The sequence below is a fragment of the Thioalkalivibrio sp. ALR17-21 genome, assembly GCF_000420185.1.
GTDB lineage: Bacteria > Pseudomonadota > Gammaproteobacteria > Ectothiorhodospirales > Ectothiorhodospiraceae > Thioalkalivibrio > Thioalkalivibrio halophilus.
Genome location: NZ_ATUL01000002.1, coordinates 56772 through 71731, shown reverse-complemented (window position 1 = coordinate 71731; position 14960 = coordinate 56772). Strand labels below are relative to the sequence as shown.

At 65.6% G+C, this 14960-nt stretch carries 15 protein-coding genes and 1 tRNA gene; 9 read left to right on the top strand and 7 right to left on the bottom strand.

Annotated elements, in window-relative coordinates; all coding sequences use genetic code 11:
- Positions 1–144 precede the first annotated feature (144 nt).
- A complete protein-coding gene (locus tag G020_RS0101440; protein WP_024328364.1) occupies positions 145–1320 on the top strand; it encodes a GNAT family N-acetyltransferase in 1176 nt (391 codons plus the stop codon).
- Here the strand turns inward: G020_RS0101440 and G020_RS0101435 are convergent.
- On the bottom strand, positions 1289–1996 hold the full coding sequence (locus tag G020_RS0101435) for a hypothetical protein (RefSeq protein WP_024328363.1): 708 nt from the start codon (positions 1994–1996) through the stop codon (positions 1289–1291). The two genes, G020_RS0101440 and G020_RS0101435, sit on opposite strands and share 32 nt — an antisense overlap.
- Positions 1997–2180: 184 nt before the next feature.
- Here G020_RS0101435 and G020_RS0101430 point away from each other — a divergent pair, with 184 nt between their 5' ends.
- The 5 genes from G020_RS0101430 (at position 2181) to G020_RS0101410 (ending at position 6447) form a co-directional block, all read left to right on the top strand.
- On the top strand, positions 2181–2915 hold the full coding sequence (locus G020_RS0101430) for a class I SAM-dependent methyltransferase (RefSeq protein ID WP_024328362.1): 735 nt from the start codon (positions 2181–2183) through the stop codon (positions 2913–2915).
- Positions 2916–3361: 446 nt separating this feature from the next.
- Entirely contained in the window at positions 3362–4108 is a 747-nt protein-coding gene (locus G020_RS0101425) for a hypothetical protein (protein ID WP_024328361.1), read from the top strand.
- A 53-nt stretch (positions 4109–4161) separates the two neighbouring features.
- Positions 4162–4428 carry an HPr-rel-A system PqqD family peptide chaperone gene (locus G020_RS0101420; protein ID WP_024328360.1) on the top strand — a complete coding sequence of 89 codons (267 nt, stop codon included), beginning with the start codon at positions 4162–4164 and terminating at the stop codon, positions 4426–4428.
- A complete protein-coding gene (locus tag G020_RS0101415) occupies positions 4428–5342 on the top strand; it encodes an HprK-related kinase A (RefSeq protein ID WP_024328359.1) in 915 nt (304 codons plus the stop codon). Before G020_RS0101420 ends, G020_RS0101415 begins: the two co-directional genes overlap by 1 nt.
- Positions 5329–6447 (top strand): nucleotidyltransferase family protein, encoded by a 1119-nt coding sequence (locus G020_RS0101410; protein WP_024328358.1) that lies wholly within the window; start codon positions 5329–5331, stop codon positions 6445–6447. Before G020_RS0101415 ends, G020_RS0101410 begins: the two co-directional genes overlap by 14 nt.
- Before the next feature lie 6 nt (positions 6448–6453).
- Here the strand turns inward: G020_RS0101410 and G020_RS0101405 are convergent, their stop codons facing one another.
- The 3 genes from G020_RS0101405 to G020_RS0101395 all read right to left on the bottom strand — a co-directional run bounded on the left by G020_RS0101405 (position 6454) and on the right by G020_RS0101395 (position 9202).
- Complete coding sequence (locus tag G020_RS0101405; protein ID WP_077243443.1) at positions 6454–7293, bottom strand: S1C family serine protease; 840 nt, start codon at positions 7291–7293, stop codon at positions 6454–6456.
- A 251-nt stretch (positions 7294–7544) separates the two neighbouring features.
- Positions 7545–8207, bottom strand: a complete 663-nt coding sequence (locus G020_RS0101400; protein ID WP_024328357.1) for a DUF6064 family protein — start codon at positions 8205–8207, stop codon at positions 7545–7547.
- Positions 8208–8269: 62 nt separating this feature from the next.
- Positions 8270–9202, bottom strand: a complete 933-nt coding sequence (locus G020_RS0101395; RefSeq protein WP_024328356.1) for an aldo/keto reductase — start codon at positions 9200–9202, stop codon at positions 8270–8272.
- A gap of 431 nt (positions 9203–9633) precedes the next feature.
- Between G020_RS0101395 and G020_RS14750 the strand changes: the two genes are divergently transcribed.
- Complete coding sequence (locus G020_RS14750) at positions 9634–11292, top strand: BspA family leucine-rich repeat surface protein (protein ID WP_156002644.1); 1659 nt, start codon at positions 9634–9636, stop codon at positions 11290–11292.
- Positions 11293–11602: 310 nt separating this feature from the next.
- Here G020_RS14750 and G020_RS0101385 read toward each other — a convergent pair.
- Positions 11603–11679: transfer RNA gene (locus tag G020_RS0101385), tRNA-Arg, on the bottom strand.
- Positions 11680–11743: 64 nt separating this feature from the next.
- Positions 11744–12457 (bottom strand): MBL fold metallo-hydrolase, encoded by a 714-nt coding sequence (locus tag G020_RS0101380; protein WP_024328354.1) that lies wholly within the window; start codon positions 12455–12457, stop codon positions 11744–11746.
- 109 nt (positions 12458–12566) lie between these two features.
- Between G020_RS0101380 and G020_RS0101375 the strand changes: the two genes are divergently transcribed.
- On the top strand, positions 12567–13178 hold the full coding sequence (locus G020_RS0101375) for a methyltransferase domain-containing protein (RefSeq protein WP_024328353.1): 612 nt from the start codon (positions 12567–12569) through the stop codon (positions 13176–13178).
- Positions 13179–13208: 30 nt separating this feature from the next.
- Complete coding sequence (locus G020_RS0101370; protein WP_024328352.1) at positions 13209–14024, top strand: TIGR01458 family HAD-type hydrolase; 816 nt, start codon at positions 13209–13211, stop codon at positions 14022–14024.
- 111 nt (positions 14025–14135) lie between these two features.
- Here G020_RS0101370 and iscR read toward each other — a convergent pair whose 3' ends face one another.
- Complete coding sequence (iscR, locus tag G020_RS0101360) at positions 14136–14615, bottom strand: Fe-S cluster assembly transcriptional regulator IscR (protein ID WP_018936055.1); 480 nt, start codon at positions 14613–14615, stop codon at positions 14136–14138.
- Between the last annotated feature and the right edge of the window lie 345 nt (positions 14616–14960).

Sequence of the window (14960 nt, the reverse complement as noted above, 5' to 3'; positions counted from 1 at the left end):
ACTTCTCAACGGGAGCCTCCGGGCTCCCTTTTTTCGTTAAGGAAGCCCGTAAAGCCCGCCCTCCGCGTGTCTTGTGCGAGACTGGGAATGATTCGATTACAAGACCCATTCGGGGCTTTCCCTTGCCCCTCAGGCGGAAGACTGATGCAAGACTGGAACCTGTCGCCTCTCTCCATTGCCGCCGCGCAGGACGCCTGGCGCGAGCTCGAGGCGTACGCGCCCCGCACGCCATTCCTCTCGCATGCCTGGTTCGACGCACTGGTGTCGGTGGCGGGTGAACGGGCGGGGCTTGCCTGTTACCGGATCGAAGCCGGCGCGGGCATGCGGGCGTTTGGTTGCATCGGCCGGCGGCGCGTGCGCCGCGCACGGGTCATCCCCAGCCGGACCCTGTTCCTGAATCAGACGGGTGACCCCGAGCTGGATCGCCTGACGCTTGAGCACAACGGACTGGCCGGCTCCGAGGAGACCGAACCAATGGCCCTGCATGCCCTGCTGACGGAATTGCTGGAGAACGATGCAGGCTGGGATGAACTGTCACTCGGGTGGCTTTCCGCGGAGCGCTGGCAGGCGCTGGCCCCCGCCCTCGCCGACCTGCCCCTGCACGTCAACGTGATCGACCGCAAACCCTGCTACTACGTTGCTCTGGACGGCATACGGGGGCTGGACGATTACCTGGCCGGCCTGAGCCGCAATACGCGCTATCAGATCCGGCGAGCGATCCGGGGATACGGGAATGAGGGCAGCATCCGGCTGGAACAGGCGAAGGACCCCGAACAGGCGGCCACCTGGTTTCGGGCGCTGGTGAGCTGGCACCAGGCGAACTGGAATGCGCGCGGCCGAACCGGTGCGTTCGCCGGCGATTTCATGCAGCGCTTCCACGAGCACCTGGTGGTCCACGAGACCGTCTCCGGCGCCGCCCGGGTACTGCGGATTTCGGGGCCGGAAGAGCCACTCGGGTATCTCTACAACCTGCACGCGGGCGATTACGTCTGCAATTATCAGAGCGGCTTTCGCTACAGCGAAGACCCGAAGCTGAAGCCGGGACTGGTCGGCCATGCCCTCGCGATCAGCCGCGCGGCCACGGATGGCTGCGGGCGCTATGATTTCCTGATGGGTGACAGCCAGTACAAGCGCAGCCTCGCCAATGGCGTGACCGAGATGCTTCAGATCCGGTTACAACGGCCACGCCTGCGATTCCGTCTGGAGCGCGCCTTGCACGCGTGGGCCAGGGCCGGCACGGATCCGGATGCGGGTCACGCGGCGCCCGGTCGACACGGCGAAAAACCGGTCAGGAAGAACGGTCAGGGGGATGCAGGGTGATCGCCGGTGCGGGCCCGCGGGGTCGACTCAGGGCGAGGAAAGGGCGCCGGCCGGTGAACAGGAGTTCGGCATGACCCAGTTGCAGAAAGTAGAGGCTGCCGATGCGCCGGGCGCCCAGCCGCTGATGGGCCCGCAGGGAGCTGCCGTTGAAAGCGGAGATACGGCTCAGGCTCCATTCGATCCCGCGTTCCTGCAGGGCGCGGTCGGCCGCCCGCCAGAGTTCGGCGAACACCAGGCCGCCCCGGGCCTCCGGAAAGACATACACATCCACGTCCAGGGCGCAGGGAGGAGCGGGTGGCGGCTGCAACACACAGCGATGCTCGTCTTCCTGATAAGGCCCGAACAGCAGCCAGATAAACCCCCGCATGGCCCCGCCCTCCCGCGGGAATACCCCAAGGCAGATACCGCCGGCGGTCTGGCGGTAACGGATCTGTTCCGCAGAACGCGGGAGTGCCTGCAGGGCCTCGGCGTCCCGGGTGATCTCGCGCACGTCGAACCGGGCCCGCTGGTTGCCGAAGCGCCCCGGCTGGCCGACGGGCTGGGCGATGAGGTAATAGCGGGCGACTCCCAGGCGCTGGTTCAGCCGGCGCAGGCCACCGTTCAGCGCCAGCAGCAGCGCATTGGTCAGGCCCAGCTCGCGGCGGCGGTCAAGAAAGCGGTGCAGGATATTGGTCAAGGTGCCCCGGACGGCTGTGGAAAGCGGGGAAGCGGAAGTGCGCACGCATCCATGAACTGACGTTTCATCTGAAGACTAGTGGGGGACCCGGAGAGCAGGCAAGCGAATCCGGGCATCAGGGACAACATTGACACCATCGCGGCGCCAACGCGCGACTCGATGACAGCGCCTTTACGGAGGCCACATGCAGGATGGGGATTTCGAAAAACGCTGGCGCCGGCGCTTTACCGAACGAGGCAGCCAGTACGACGACGATGCGGCCATTGCAGGCTGGACCTCCACGGGCCTGGCAAGCCGCGTGCGCCAGTTCGAGCAACTGTGGCACCGGGCGCAGCCGGTGGGCGAGATCTGGCTGGACATCGGCTGCGGTGCCGGTACTTACACGCGCATGCTGCGTGCCGAGGGCCGACGCCCGATCGGGCTCGATTACTCGGCACCGTCGGTGCAGAAGGCACGGGATCGAAGTCCTGCGGAGATCCCGTGGCTGGCGGCGGACGTGCACCACCTGCCCCTGCCGGAAGGAAGCGCCGACGGCATCCTGTGCTTTGGCGTGATGCAGGCGCTCGCGGCGCCGGGACCCGCATTGAACGACATGGCACGCGTACTGCGACCGGGCGGCGAACTTTGGGTGGATGCGCTGAATGCAGGTTGCCTGCCGACCCGGGTAAGCGAGCACCGCCGCAGGCGCGCGGGCCGGGCCCCGCATCTGCGCTATGACAGCCACACAGACCTGGAGCAGGCCGCGCGCGAAGCGGGGCTGGAAGTACTGGCGCTGTACTGGCTGCCGCTGGCACCCGGGCGCCTGGCGGGCATGCAGAAGGTGCTGGAAAGCCGGCCCATGCGCGGCCTGCTGCAGGCCCTGCCCCCGCTGGCCGCCGGCCTGAGCCACTCGTTCATCCTTCGCGCGCGCCGTGTGTAAGGCCGGTTTCCCGGCCTTTCTCCTGACGGATGCCGGGCGGATTTACCAAAGGCAACATCCCCCTGTTGAAAAAGATGCTCCTGTTGCAACACGATGGACGAAACGGTCCTTGCGCATGCTTGCGGCCCCGTCGTGTTGTCATATTCTTTTACACTTTTGCGAACCGGGGCTGACACAACATCCTGGCGCGCCGAAATAACCCCCTGAGAACCTGCACTTAAGCAATTCCGCATCGATGGTCCCGATTTTGCTTTGTTTTCTTTCAGAACCTTTTGCCTTCCGCGCATTGACTTGCTCAAGAGTAATAACCGATATTTGTCATTAGAGGCTGGCCAGCCGCGCGCCAGGATAAAAGGAAAGACCTTGCTGGAAAATTGGCCGCGAGACCGCGTGGTACAAGGCGTCCTCGATACCGCGACGCCGGACGCCAGCCCCGGAGGAAAATGATGAACACAAGACCAAACCGCCCCCCGGGCCCCGAACATGAAACCGAGCAGCTGGGAACGCGCGGGCGTACACGACGGCGGCTGGGCAAGGCCGCGCTGGGAACCGCGCCGGTTCTGATGACCCTCCACTCCGCGCCACTCAAGGCGGCTGGGGCGAACTGCATGGCTTCGGGCTGGGTTTCCGGCAACACATCAAAACACGATGAGCCCGAGGAGTGCGGCGGACGGACGCCCGGGTACTGGAGCGGTTCGGCCAACGCCGGCGACCTGAACCCGAGCGGTGCATCTTTCCAGAACCATCCGGGCTGGCACCAGGCGGTGGAAGAGGGAGAAGCGTTCGTTTCCGAATACGGCTTTCCGGGGATTGGCAACAACTACCGGGAATATGCCGTTGAAGACACCGGCGGCGACAGCGAACCGGGCCACTCGGCCAACCCGGATGTGCCGGATGGCTCGTCCCACGGCGAGATACCTCTCACGGCTCTGGGGGCCGTTGCCGCTTCAGTGGAAGTACTCGGGCTCGTCGGCCTCCCGCACGAGCGCCAGATCATCCGCTTCGGCATGGCAGCCCTGCTGAATGCACGCTACATCTCCGGATATCCGCTGTCGGAGCAACAGGTGCGGGATATCGTGACCGACACACTGAATGACGGCTATTACGTCGCCGACAGCGGGGATCGCCTGGAGCCGGAACAGGTCAAGGCGTTCCTCGAAAACACCATGAACGTGCCAACCTGGGGCCCTTGAAAAAGGGCGACGCAAGCGCGGACGTGCACACCGATCAGCGCCCCCCTGCTGGATTGGACTCTCCGCGCTGGCGACTGGTCCAGGAACTGCACCTGCGGCGCTGCGGCGACCAGTGGGTCGCCTTCCATTCCGGACACGGCACGACGCATCTCGTGGACGCCGGGGCCGGACGTGTTCTCGCATGCCTGCAACGCGAGCCGGGCCTCGACCTGCCGGCACTCGCAGCCCGTCTGGGCCCGGAAAGCGACACGCCTGCCGGCGCAATGACCGGCTGGCTGGCCGGGCTTCGCGACAGCGGCCTGGTGCGGGACGACGCCTAGTGCGAGTCAGCGAGCTTGGCCATGCCGGCCTGCGCCGACGGCTTTCCGCAGACGGGCTCCTGCTCGCCACGGGCCCCTTCGTGACCCGGATTCGCAGCCGCATCCCGAGCGTTGCGGAGGGGATAAATTCGCTGTATCCCGATTGCGAGGTACACAACGCCGGCAGCTTTTACGACTTTGACTGCGAATTGCGCCCGCCCCGGTCCTTGCGCCGGTTCTATCGCCCGCAGGTGGTGTTCCTCTCGGATCAGCGCGTGGTGTTCAAGCCGCTGCCCCGGCACCAGGCCTACCCCATGCTCGAATGGGGCATGAACTGGTGCATCGCCAGCCACGTCCAGAACCGCCTGGTGCTGCACGCCGCGGCACTGGAACGCAATGGCCGGGCGCTGATCCTTCCGGCGCCGCCCGGCTCCGGCAAGAGCACACTGTGCGCGGCCCTGGCCAGCCATGGCTGGCGCCTGATGACCGACGAATCCGTGCTGGTGGCACTGGATACGGCGGAGATTTCCGGGCCGGCGCGTCCGATCAGCCTCAAGAATGCCTCGATCAACGTGATCCGCGACTTCTGTCCCGAAGCGAACGTGAATACCCCGGTGCACGACACCCTCAAGGGAACGGTCGCGCACATGCGCCCGCCCCGGGATGCGGTCGAACGGGCCAGGCAGCGCGCCCCGCCCGCCTGGGTCGTGTTCCCCCGTTTCCGCCCCGGTGCCGATACCCGGCTGATTGATCGCGCCCCGGGCGAGGCGTTCATGGGTCTGGTGGCGAATGCATTCAATTATGCGGCACTGGGCGGACGGGCCTTTCATGCCATCGGGGATCTGGTCGACCGGGCGCGGGCGTTCGACTTCACCTACAGCCGCCTCGACGAGGCGATGGCCACCTTCGAGGCGCTGGCGGATGGACGGCAATAGCGCCCTTGGTCTCGCCCTCGCCCGCCCGGAAAGCATGGCGGAACGCAACGATGCAGAGTGGGCAGCCATGCTGGGCGCCGCGCGCGAGACGTCGCTGCAGGGCACGCTCTGGCACAGCGCCCGCGCGGCCGGTGTCCTGGATCGGCTGTGCGAACCGGTCGCCGCCCATCTGGAGGGCGCAGCCATGGTCGCACAGCGCCGCGCGGAGGCCCTGCACTGGGAGCTGGAAGGCCTGGATCGCGGGCTGCTCACCCGCATGCAGCCCCCGATCCTGCTCAAGGGCGCGGCGTATGCGCTGGCCGGACTCCCGAACGCGCCGGGTCGCATGGCCAACGACATCGACCTGCTCTTCCCCCGCGCGCAAGTCGAGCGCGCGGAGGCGTTGCTGTTCTTCGAAGGATGGACGGGGGCCCATCACAACGCGTACGACCAGCGGTACTACCGCGAGTGGATGCACGAGCTGCCTCCCCTGACCCACCGCCAGCGGGGCACCACCCTGGATCTGCATCACAACATCCTGCCGGAGACCTTCCGCGTGCGCACCGACCCCGAGCGCCTGCGCGAGCACAGCGTCGCCCTGCCCGGGCCCTGGCGCTTTCGCATGCTGGCCCCCGCCCACATGGTGCTGCATGCCATCGTGCACCTGTTCTCCGAGACCGACTGGGACCGCGGACTGCGCGATCTCTACGACATCCACATGCTGGCCGGCCATTTCGCCGAACGCGAGGGCGAGGCCTTCTGGCAGGCATTCGTCGCGGAGGCACAGGCGCTGGAACTGGCGTGGCTGGCGCAACGGGCCCTGTGGCTCAGCCGGCGGGTGCTGCTGACACCGGTACCGAACGCGGTCATACAGGGGCTTGAACAGGCCCGCACCGGCCGCCCCATATCCCCCTGGGCGCGCTGGGCGTTTCGGCACGGGATCCGCACCCGCGCGGCCTCGGTAACCCCCTGGCGGGATGCCACCGCGCGCGGACTGCTGTTCCTGCGGGGACACTGGCTCAAGATGCCGCCGGGCCTGCTGGCCCGTCATCTCTTCTACAAGGCGTTCCTGGCCGAAAAGGAAGACGACGGGGATGTCCGCCCCGAACCGGAGCGGCACGGGTGACCGGGATCACTGCCCGCTGGAGTGATACTCGCGGATCAGGGGGCGAATCTGTTCCGCCGGAATCGCGTAGGTGATCCCGCTCGGCCGCTCGACCGCCGCCTCCCGGCCGCCCTGCACGAAGGTCTGATTGATTACGCCGATCACCTTGCCATCGTGCTTGCGATACAGCGGGCTGCCGCTGTTCCCGGGGTAGGCGGTTCCATCCAGTTGAAACACCATGGGGGGATCATCGCGCAAGGCGCGGATGCGCCTCGCATCCAGTTCACCGGAGCTGCGAGCCGGGATGACCATCGGGGTCCACGCGGCGATCGTGGCCCGGTGAGTGGCCGGATACAGCCCCAGAATCATGCCGATAGGGTAACCGGTGAAGGCAACCTCCTCGCCGACCCGTACGGAATCGGAAGAACCCAGCTCCAGCGCCGGCAATGACGGCGAAGCGATGTGCAGCAAGGCCAGGTCGTGCTCGCGCGACTGTGCCACCACCCGGGCATTGCGGATCACGGTATCGCGGCCCTGACCACTGACCACGACCAGCCGCTCGCGCTGGTCATCATTCAGGGATTCCGGGACCGCATGCCGATTGGTCACGACCAGCCGGCCGTCGTCCACGACGAAACCCGTGGCCAGATATTCGATCCGCGGACTGCGGGTCGGCTGGAAGGTGGCGATGCCCAGCACGGAGCCCTCAACACGCTCGACCGTTTCGGGCAGGGTTTCGGCCTGGAGCGGCTGCAGCAACAGGCCGGCGAGGACGAGCCACACCGCGGACAGGGCGATCCCGTTCCTTGCAGAACACACGGCGGAGATGGCGGCGAGGCCACGCCTGGTTCCAATGAGCCAGGGCATTTCGTTTTCCTCTCGGCGTTCCCGGGGTGTCTCTCTGAGTGTAGTCCCGATTTTCCCCGAGGGTGCCGTGAGACGGTCCGATTTTCGTGGCGGTGTTATGAGAGGGGTACGAGCACCCGGCTCGAGAGTGCCACCATCACATGCCAATTACCGAAGAGGAGCCCCTGAATACCGGGGAGACGGGTTGGGTCGGGGACCTGCCCGCCGCATGTCGCAACCCGCCATCGTGGCAACGCCCCCGCATCCGACGATCAACCGTCCAGCCACGGTTCGCTGCGCTGAAAACGACGCACCACCATGACCGCAAAGGCCGCCACACCCAGCGTCGCGGGGATGTACTCCAGGGCCAGCCCCAGGCCCGCGGCCATGTAGCCCGTGACCAGCGCCCACAGAAACGGGATGATGGCCACGATGAGCGGCGGCCGCGGAAGCGCCAGCAGCAACAGTGCCAGGGTCAGCAGCATGGTGGGAGCCGGTGCCACCCCGACATACGACAGCTGCGACCAGGGCGTATCCGTCAGCAGATGCCCGAGTAGTGGGTGCGCGGCCACAGCGTGGACCAGCAGCACGACTGCCAGTACACCCGTCCGGCCACCGGGCCAGCCGAAGATGCCCCCCCGCCCCATCACGGTCAGGGCCAGCACCATCATCAGACCCTGCGCCACGAACACGCCCGCCAGCTCCTCGGCGGCAAAGTGAAACGGCGCCACCGAACCACCGAAGAAGATCAGCCCGATCCAGATCCACAACACGCCCAGCAGCACGCCAATCGCATGCCCGGCGAAACGCGCCCCGGAGAACGCCAGGGCGATCGCAGCCAGGACGCACAGCGCAGCCACCCCGTGCAGGGGCCAGATCGCCTGGTTGTATTGCTCGAGGATCGCCAGCCAGGTGGGTCCGTCAAACGGCAGCATTGACCAACTCCCATGTCCGTGGGTTCAGAACCGGTTCTGCAGGAGGCCAGCCCTCTGGCCGCCTACAGGTCGCCGACCCAGGCAACCATGCGTTCGCGCATTGCTGCATCGGGCATGGGTCCGTACAGCGCGCCCATGTTCTCCCCCATGTGGGCCACGACCGAGGTCGCCGGGATCGCGCAGGTCACGTCCGGATGGGACACGATGAACTTGAGAAGGAACTGGGGCCAGTTCTCGCATTCGATCTCGGCCGCCCAGTCCGGCAGCGGGTGGTCTTCGAACCGCTCGATCAGGGCCTTTTGCCGGAACGGGCGGTTGGCGATCACGGCAATACCGCGCTCGGTTGCCAGTGGCAGCAGGCGCTGCTCCGCCTCGCGGTCGAGGATATTGTAGGTAAGCTGGACGAAATCGAGGTCTTCCGAGCGCATGATGCGCTCCATCTCGTCATGCCGCCGCCCGTGCGACGTGGTGATCCCGATGTAGCGAACCTCCCCGGCCTCGCGTCGCTCACGCAGGGTCTCCAGATGCGCCTGCCAGTTCTGCAGGTTGTGCACCTGCTGCAGGTCCAGGCGGCCCGCGCCCCACAGATCCAGGGAATCCGCATGCTGCTCGCGACCGGTGGCGGCACTGCGGGTCCAGATCTTGGTCGCCGAGAACAGGGCCTCGGGACGATCCAGCGCACGCAGGCAGTCCCCCACCACTGCCTCCGCTCGGCCATACATGGGCGACGAGTCGATCATGCCCCCGCCCCGGGCAAAAAAACGTCCCAGGATCTCGCGACGTACCGCCATCGGACCCGGCGCGTCCGGGACATTAAAGGTAATCCACGTCCCCATCCCGATCACCGGGATGCGCTCGCCAGAAGACGGAATCGGCTTGCGATGGGGCTCGCGCTCGGCGGCAAAACCCGCCGGCGAAAGGCTGGCCCACCAACCGGCTGCAGAGGCAGCGGCGAGCTTCAGAAAGGAACGGCGCGAGCGCCGGCGATCAATCATGGGATGCCTCGCACGATGCAGAGATGGCTACCAGATCGTCCCCGTCCGGAGGCCTGAAGTTCCCCCACGGTTCTTTGCCGGGCCACGAGGGCCCTTCATGAACACGCGCGGGAGGCGGAATCGCCTGCCGCTGCCGGCCTCGGCCAGGCAGTCGTTTCCGGGGCACGGGGGGATGGACGTCCCGGGGAGTGCCTTCCGGATCATGCTGACACCCCCTCCATTCATGTAGTCACAACGGCGTTGCATGCGTGCAAGTATCGCTCGAAACAGCCTGCCGGTGCCGGCACGCGTCATCGCTTTGCGTTTTCTCCACCCCGAAATTCCGGACCGCCAAATCGACCCAGGAGCTCGAACCGCTTATGACCTCTTTCCCGCGTTCCGCCCCGTCCGAACAACGCTCCGGCTTCATGATCCATGTTGCATGGATCGCCATGGCCCTCGTCCTCCTGACCGGGGCGCTTGCCCGGCCAGCCGCGGCGCAGGACCCCGACGCCTTCATCACCAGCTGGGAAATCGGCGAACCCGGCGATGAGATCTTCATCCCGACGGCACCGGCCACCGAGTACCACTTCACCATCGACTGGGGCGACGGGACCGTGGAGGAGATCTCCGGCACCGACCCGGATCCGACGCATGCTTACGCCGAGCCCGGTATCTACCAGGTCGCCATTACCGGGAGGTTTCCGCGCATTCATTTCGATCTCTCACAAATGGACTTCCAGAGGCCCGCGCGGGGCGACATCCACCCCGGGGACAACGCGCAACGACTGGTGGCCGTCGAGCAATGGGGGACGATCGAGTGGACCAGCATGGAAGGCGCCTTCGCCGGCGCGGTCAATCTGACGCTCGATGCCACCGATGCGCCCGATCTGTCCGACGTGAGCTCCCTGAGCCGTATGTTTGCGCTGGGCCATTCCTTCGATGGCGACATCGGCCATTGGGACGTCGCCGGCATCGAGGACATGAGCCACCTGTTCGAACAGGCCACTTCGTTCAATCAGGACATCGGCAAGTGGGATGTCTCCAGCGTGACCGACATGAGTGGCATGTTCGACGGAGCCAACTCTTTCAACCAGGCCATTGGTGACTGGGACGTTTCCAGCGTCACCAGCATGAGCCGCATGTTCAACAGGCAGTTCGGGCAGGCCACCGCATTCAACCAGGACATCGGTGGGTGGGACGTCTCCAGCGTGACCGACATGAGCGGCATGTTCGACGGAGCCAGCTCTTTCAACCAGGACATCGGCGGCTGGGATGTCTCCGGCGTCGAGGACCTGAGCTACATGTTCGGAGAGGCTGAGTCCTTCAACCAGGATATCGGCGACTGGGAGCTGTCCGCGGCGACCACCCTTCGCGGCATGTTCAGCCGGGCCGAGAGCTTCAATCAGGATATCAGTGACTGGGACCTCTCCGGTGTTGGCGATGTCAGGAGCCTGTTCGGCGGCGCGGACTCCTTCAACCAGGACATCGGCGACTGGAATCTGTCCGGCGTGGAAAGAATGGAAAGCATGTTCGCCGGCGCCCGCGACTTCAACCAGGACATCGGCGGCTGGGACGTATCCGGGGTTTCCAGCATGAATCAGGTTTTTTCCGGCACTGAGTCCTTCAACCAGGACCTGGGCGACTGGGATGTGTCCGGCGTGACTGACATGCGCTCGATGTTCAAGGACGCCATCGCCTTCAACCAGGATCTGAACGACTGGGACGTCTCCGCGGTGACCAACATGAACGGCATGTTCTGGGGCGCGCGGGCTTTTGACGGGGCCATCGGTGACTGGGACGTGTCGAGCGTCGAGGTCATGGGGCGCATGTTCTGGAAGGCGGAATCCTTCAACCGCGACATCGGTGACTGGGCTGTCTCCAGCGTGACCAACACCTGGCTGATGTTCGCCGAAGCCGCATCCTTTGATCAGGACATCAGCGGCTGGGATGTCTCCAGCGTCCTCAATGCACGTCAGATGTTCCGTGATGCCGGGGCCTTCAACCAGGACCTGAGCGCCTGGACCTTCCCCGAGGAGGCCAATACCGACGACATGTTCGACGGTGCCGATGCGTTTGACTCAAGCAGGCTGCCTGCCGGGCTGGGCTGAAGCCGGCGTTGCTCCGGTGAACGGCCCGGCTGGATCCGCAGCTGTGCATGCAGAAACGGGCGGCGGGTTCCGCCCACCATATATTCCGTCACCGGCCGAGCCCTTGCCTTGACGTGTGATTCCGAGAAGAGCTGCGTCTCCCGCGCCGCCGTGTTCGGTCACAAAGACAGGCGGTCCTTTCCCCGGGCTGGAAGACAGCACCAATCCCGGCCCGTCACTGGGTAGTCACACAGTGGTCACAGAGGCTTTCGAGGCCCCAAATGAAAAAGGGACCAGCGACCCCGGGTCACTGATCCCTTTCTCGAAATAATGGCGCGCCCGGGAGGATTCGAACCTCCGACCGCCTGGTTCGTAGCCAGGTACTCTATCCAGCTGAGCTACGGGCGCGTCGACTGAAACGCGAATTATGGGGATCCGGACGGAGTGATGCAAGCCCCCCGGACGAATCCTTTCAGCGCTTGCGCGGCACGGGGTGATACGGCTGGCTGCGAACGCGGTCATGTTCGTGCATGCGGTAGTGGACGAAGTCGTCCACCGCATCGAAGTGCATGAACGGATTGCCCTCTTCTTCCTCGGCCAGCGTCGATTCGGGCTTTTCCGCATAGTTGTGGCCGGGATGGATGCAGGTGTGTTCCGGCAGGCCCTCGCGCAGGCCCTTCAGGGTGTGGAACATCTGCTCGGGGTCGCCGCCGTGCAGATCGCAACGGCCGCAGCCGAACACGAACAGGGTATCCCCGGTGATGAGGTCGTCGCCGGCCGGCATGTGGAAACAGGTGGAGCCAGGGGTATGCCCCGGAGTGTGCAGCAGGCGGATCTCGGTGTCGCCAAGCATGAAGCGATCGCCACCGTGGTGCAGCTGCGGCTGTTCCAGGTCGCGGCCCCAGAACTCCGCCTCGGGCTTGAGCAGATGCAGACGCGCCGAGGAGTTGTACTCCAGGATCGCCTCGATGCCATTGATGTGGTCGTGGTGGCTGTGGGTCAGCAGAATGTCGCTGATCTCCACGTCCTGTTCCCGCGCCTGGCGCAGGATCGCGTCGGGGTCCCAGGCAGGGTCGACCACGGCGGCCCGACGGCTGCCCACATCTTCGATCAGGTAGACGAAGTTCTCCATGGGACCGAGTTCCTGGCGATGGATCCGATAGGGAAGCGCACTGGACTGGGGCATTGGCTGTCTCCGTGGTGATGTCCGTGGTAATGCTGTCGCGATTCCGGCCCGGAACGCGGGCCGGCTACCATGAGGAGTAAACCTACATCCTGTGGAATCCCGAACCGTCATGCAAAGTTCCGCGCCCGAAGTCGAAACCCCCGAACAGCACTGGCAGGCCCGTTATGACGCGGGTTCGACCCGCTGGGACCGGGGCGAACCCAGCCCTTCTCTGGAGCGCTGGCTGGCGCTCACCGATCTCGCGCCCGGCGCCCATGTGCTGGTGCCGGGCTGCGGCTATGGCCACGAGGTGCCGGAGCTGGCCGAACGCGGCTTCCGGGTCACCGGCCTGGACGTGGCGCCCACGCCGGTCGAGCACCTGCAGGCGGAGCTGGAACACCGGGGCCTGCAGGCACACGCGGCGGCCGTACAGGTCGACATGCTCGACTGGATGCCGGAGGCGCCCGCGGACGCCATCTACGAACAGACCTCGCTGTGTGCCCTGCCGCCCGCGCAGTGGGAGGCGTACGCCGAGCGCCTGCGGCGCTGGCTGCGCCCGGGTGGCGAGCTGTTCGCCTGCTTCATGCAGACCGGACGCGATGGCGGGCCACCCTATCATTGCGCGCTGCCCGACATGCAGGCACTGTTTCCGGAGGAGCACTGGATCTGGCGCGACGACGCCGGGGCCACGGAGCACTTCAACGGCAAGCATGAAATCCTGCGCCGGCTGATCCGGCGCTGACACGGGCCGCCCGACGGCCGGGAGGTGACCATGTTCCTGCAGCCACCCAGTGGCCTCAACGGCATCCGCGCGGTGCTCCTGGATCTCTCCGGCGTGCTGTATGTGGGCGACCGCGCGATCCCCGGGGTCGCCGAAGCCCTCCGGCGACTGCAGACCGCCGGATATCCCCTGCGCTACGTGACCAATACCACGCGCCATTCGCGCGCCCGCATCGTGCGCGAACTCTCGTCCATCGGCTTTACCATCCGGCCCGAACACCTGGCGACCGCCCCCGCGGCCATCCATACGCGCCTGCAGGCCGAAGGGCGGCGACCGCTCCTGCTGCTCAACCCGGATCTGGCGCCGGAGTTCGAGGATATGGCCACGGATGATCCCGATGTCGTCGTCCTCGGCGACATGGGAGAGGCCTTCGACTATGCCCATCTCAACCGTGCATTCCGCACGCTGATGCAGGGCGCCCCCCTGTGGGTGATGGGCGTTAACCGGTATTTTCGCGAGGCGGACGGCCTGTCCCTGGATCTGGGTCCCTTCGTGCGGGCGCTGGAATTCGCAGCGGACGTGACCGCCGAGAACTTCGGCAAACCCGACCCCCGGCTGTTCCATACGGCCGTCGCCGATCTCGACTTGAGCCCGGAAGAGGTCCTGGTTGTGGGAGACGACGTCACGTCGGACGTCGAAGGGGCTCTGGACGCGGGCATGGCCGCCTGCCTGGTGCAAACGGGCAAGTACCAGCCCGGCGACGAGAACCTGTGCGGTCACCCCGGCGCGGGACTGGCGGGCGATCTGGCGGATGTCGTGGACGGCCTGCTGGACCCCGCCTGCCATCCCGAGCGGGAACGCCCCTGAATGAGGACCGCCCCGACGGACTTCCGGGGGGAGAAGACCGACGGGGCGGAAAGGGTACCGGACCACGAGCCCGGCGCGACCCGCGAGAGCGGGCCGCACCGGGGATCGTGATCAGGCGGCGTCGTTACGGAAGATGAAGTGGTGCCGGGCGCCGCGACGCTCGTCCTGCTGCCGCGCCACCTTCTGCACTTCCGGACGGTTGGCGAACTGCGCCAGGGTGATGCCGTCGAGAAAATCGTACAGCTGCTGGCTCAGCTCGTCCCACAGCTCGTGGGTCAGGCAGCGATCGCCTTCCTGGCAGTCCTTGTGACCCTTGCAGCGGGTCACGTCCACCGACTCATCCACCGCCGTGATGATGTTGGCGACGCTGATCTGGTCAGCACGCTTGGCCAGGCGGTAACCACCGCCGGGACCGCGGACCCCTTCGACCAGACCCGCCTTGCGCAGCTTCGCGAACAGCTGCTCCAGATAGGACAGGGAGATCCCCTGGCACTGGGAAATGTCGGCGAGGGTCACCGGACCGATCCGGTCGTGAATCGCCAGGTCCATCATTGCTGTCACCGCATAGCGGCCCTTGGTCGAGAGTTTCATGTCTTTCGCCTCCGAAATCGTGGTCGGTATGTCGCCTTGTTCCTTTTCCCAGTCCTTATGGCAACAGATTCCGTTCCTAGTTCCCGACAACCATGGTCAGGAATAATTCCGTTATCCTAACAAGCGTTTTGACAGATTTCACGCTTTTCTAACGGTTCTACTCATTAGGATATTCAAAAATCGCCAAAGTTCCAGAGGTAGAAGGGACTTTTTTCCTCTTTCAGGCCGAGACTATGCTGGACGCAATACAGAAAGGCACAAAATGCGTAAAGTTTTTCGACGCCGCGGCCTCGGCAATCGAACCCTTGCCAGGGAGGGAGTGGAATCGAACGAGGAGTCGGGGAC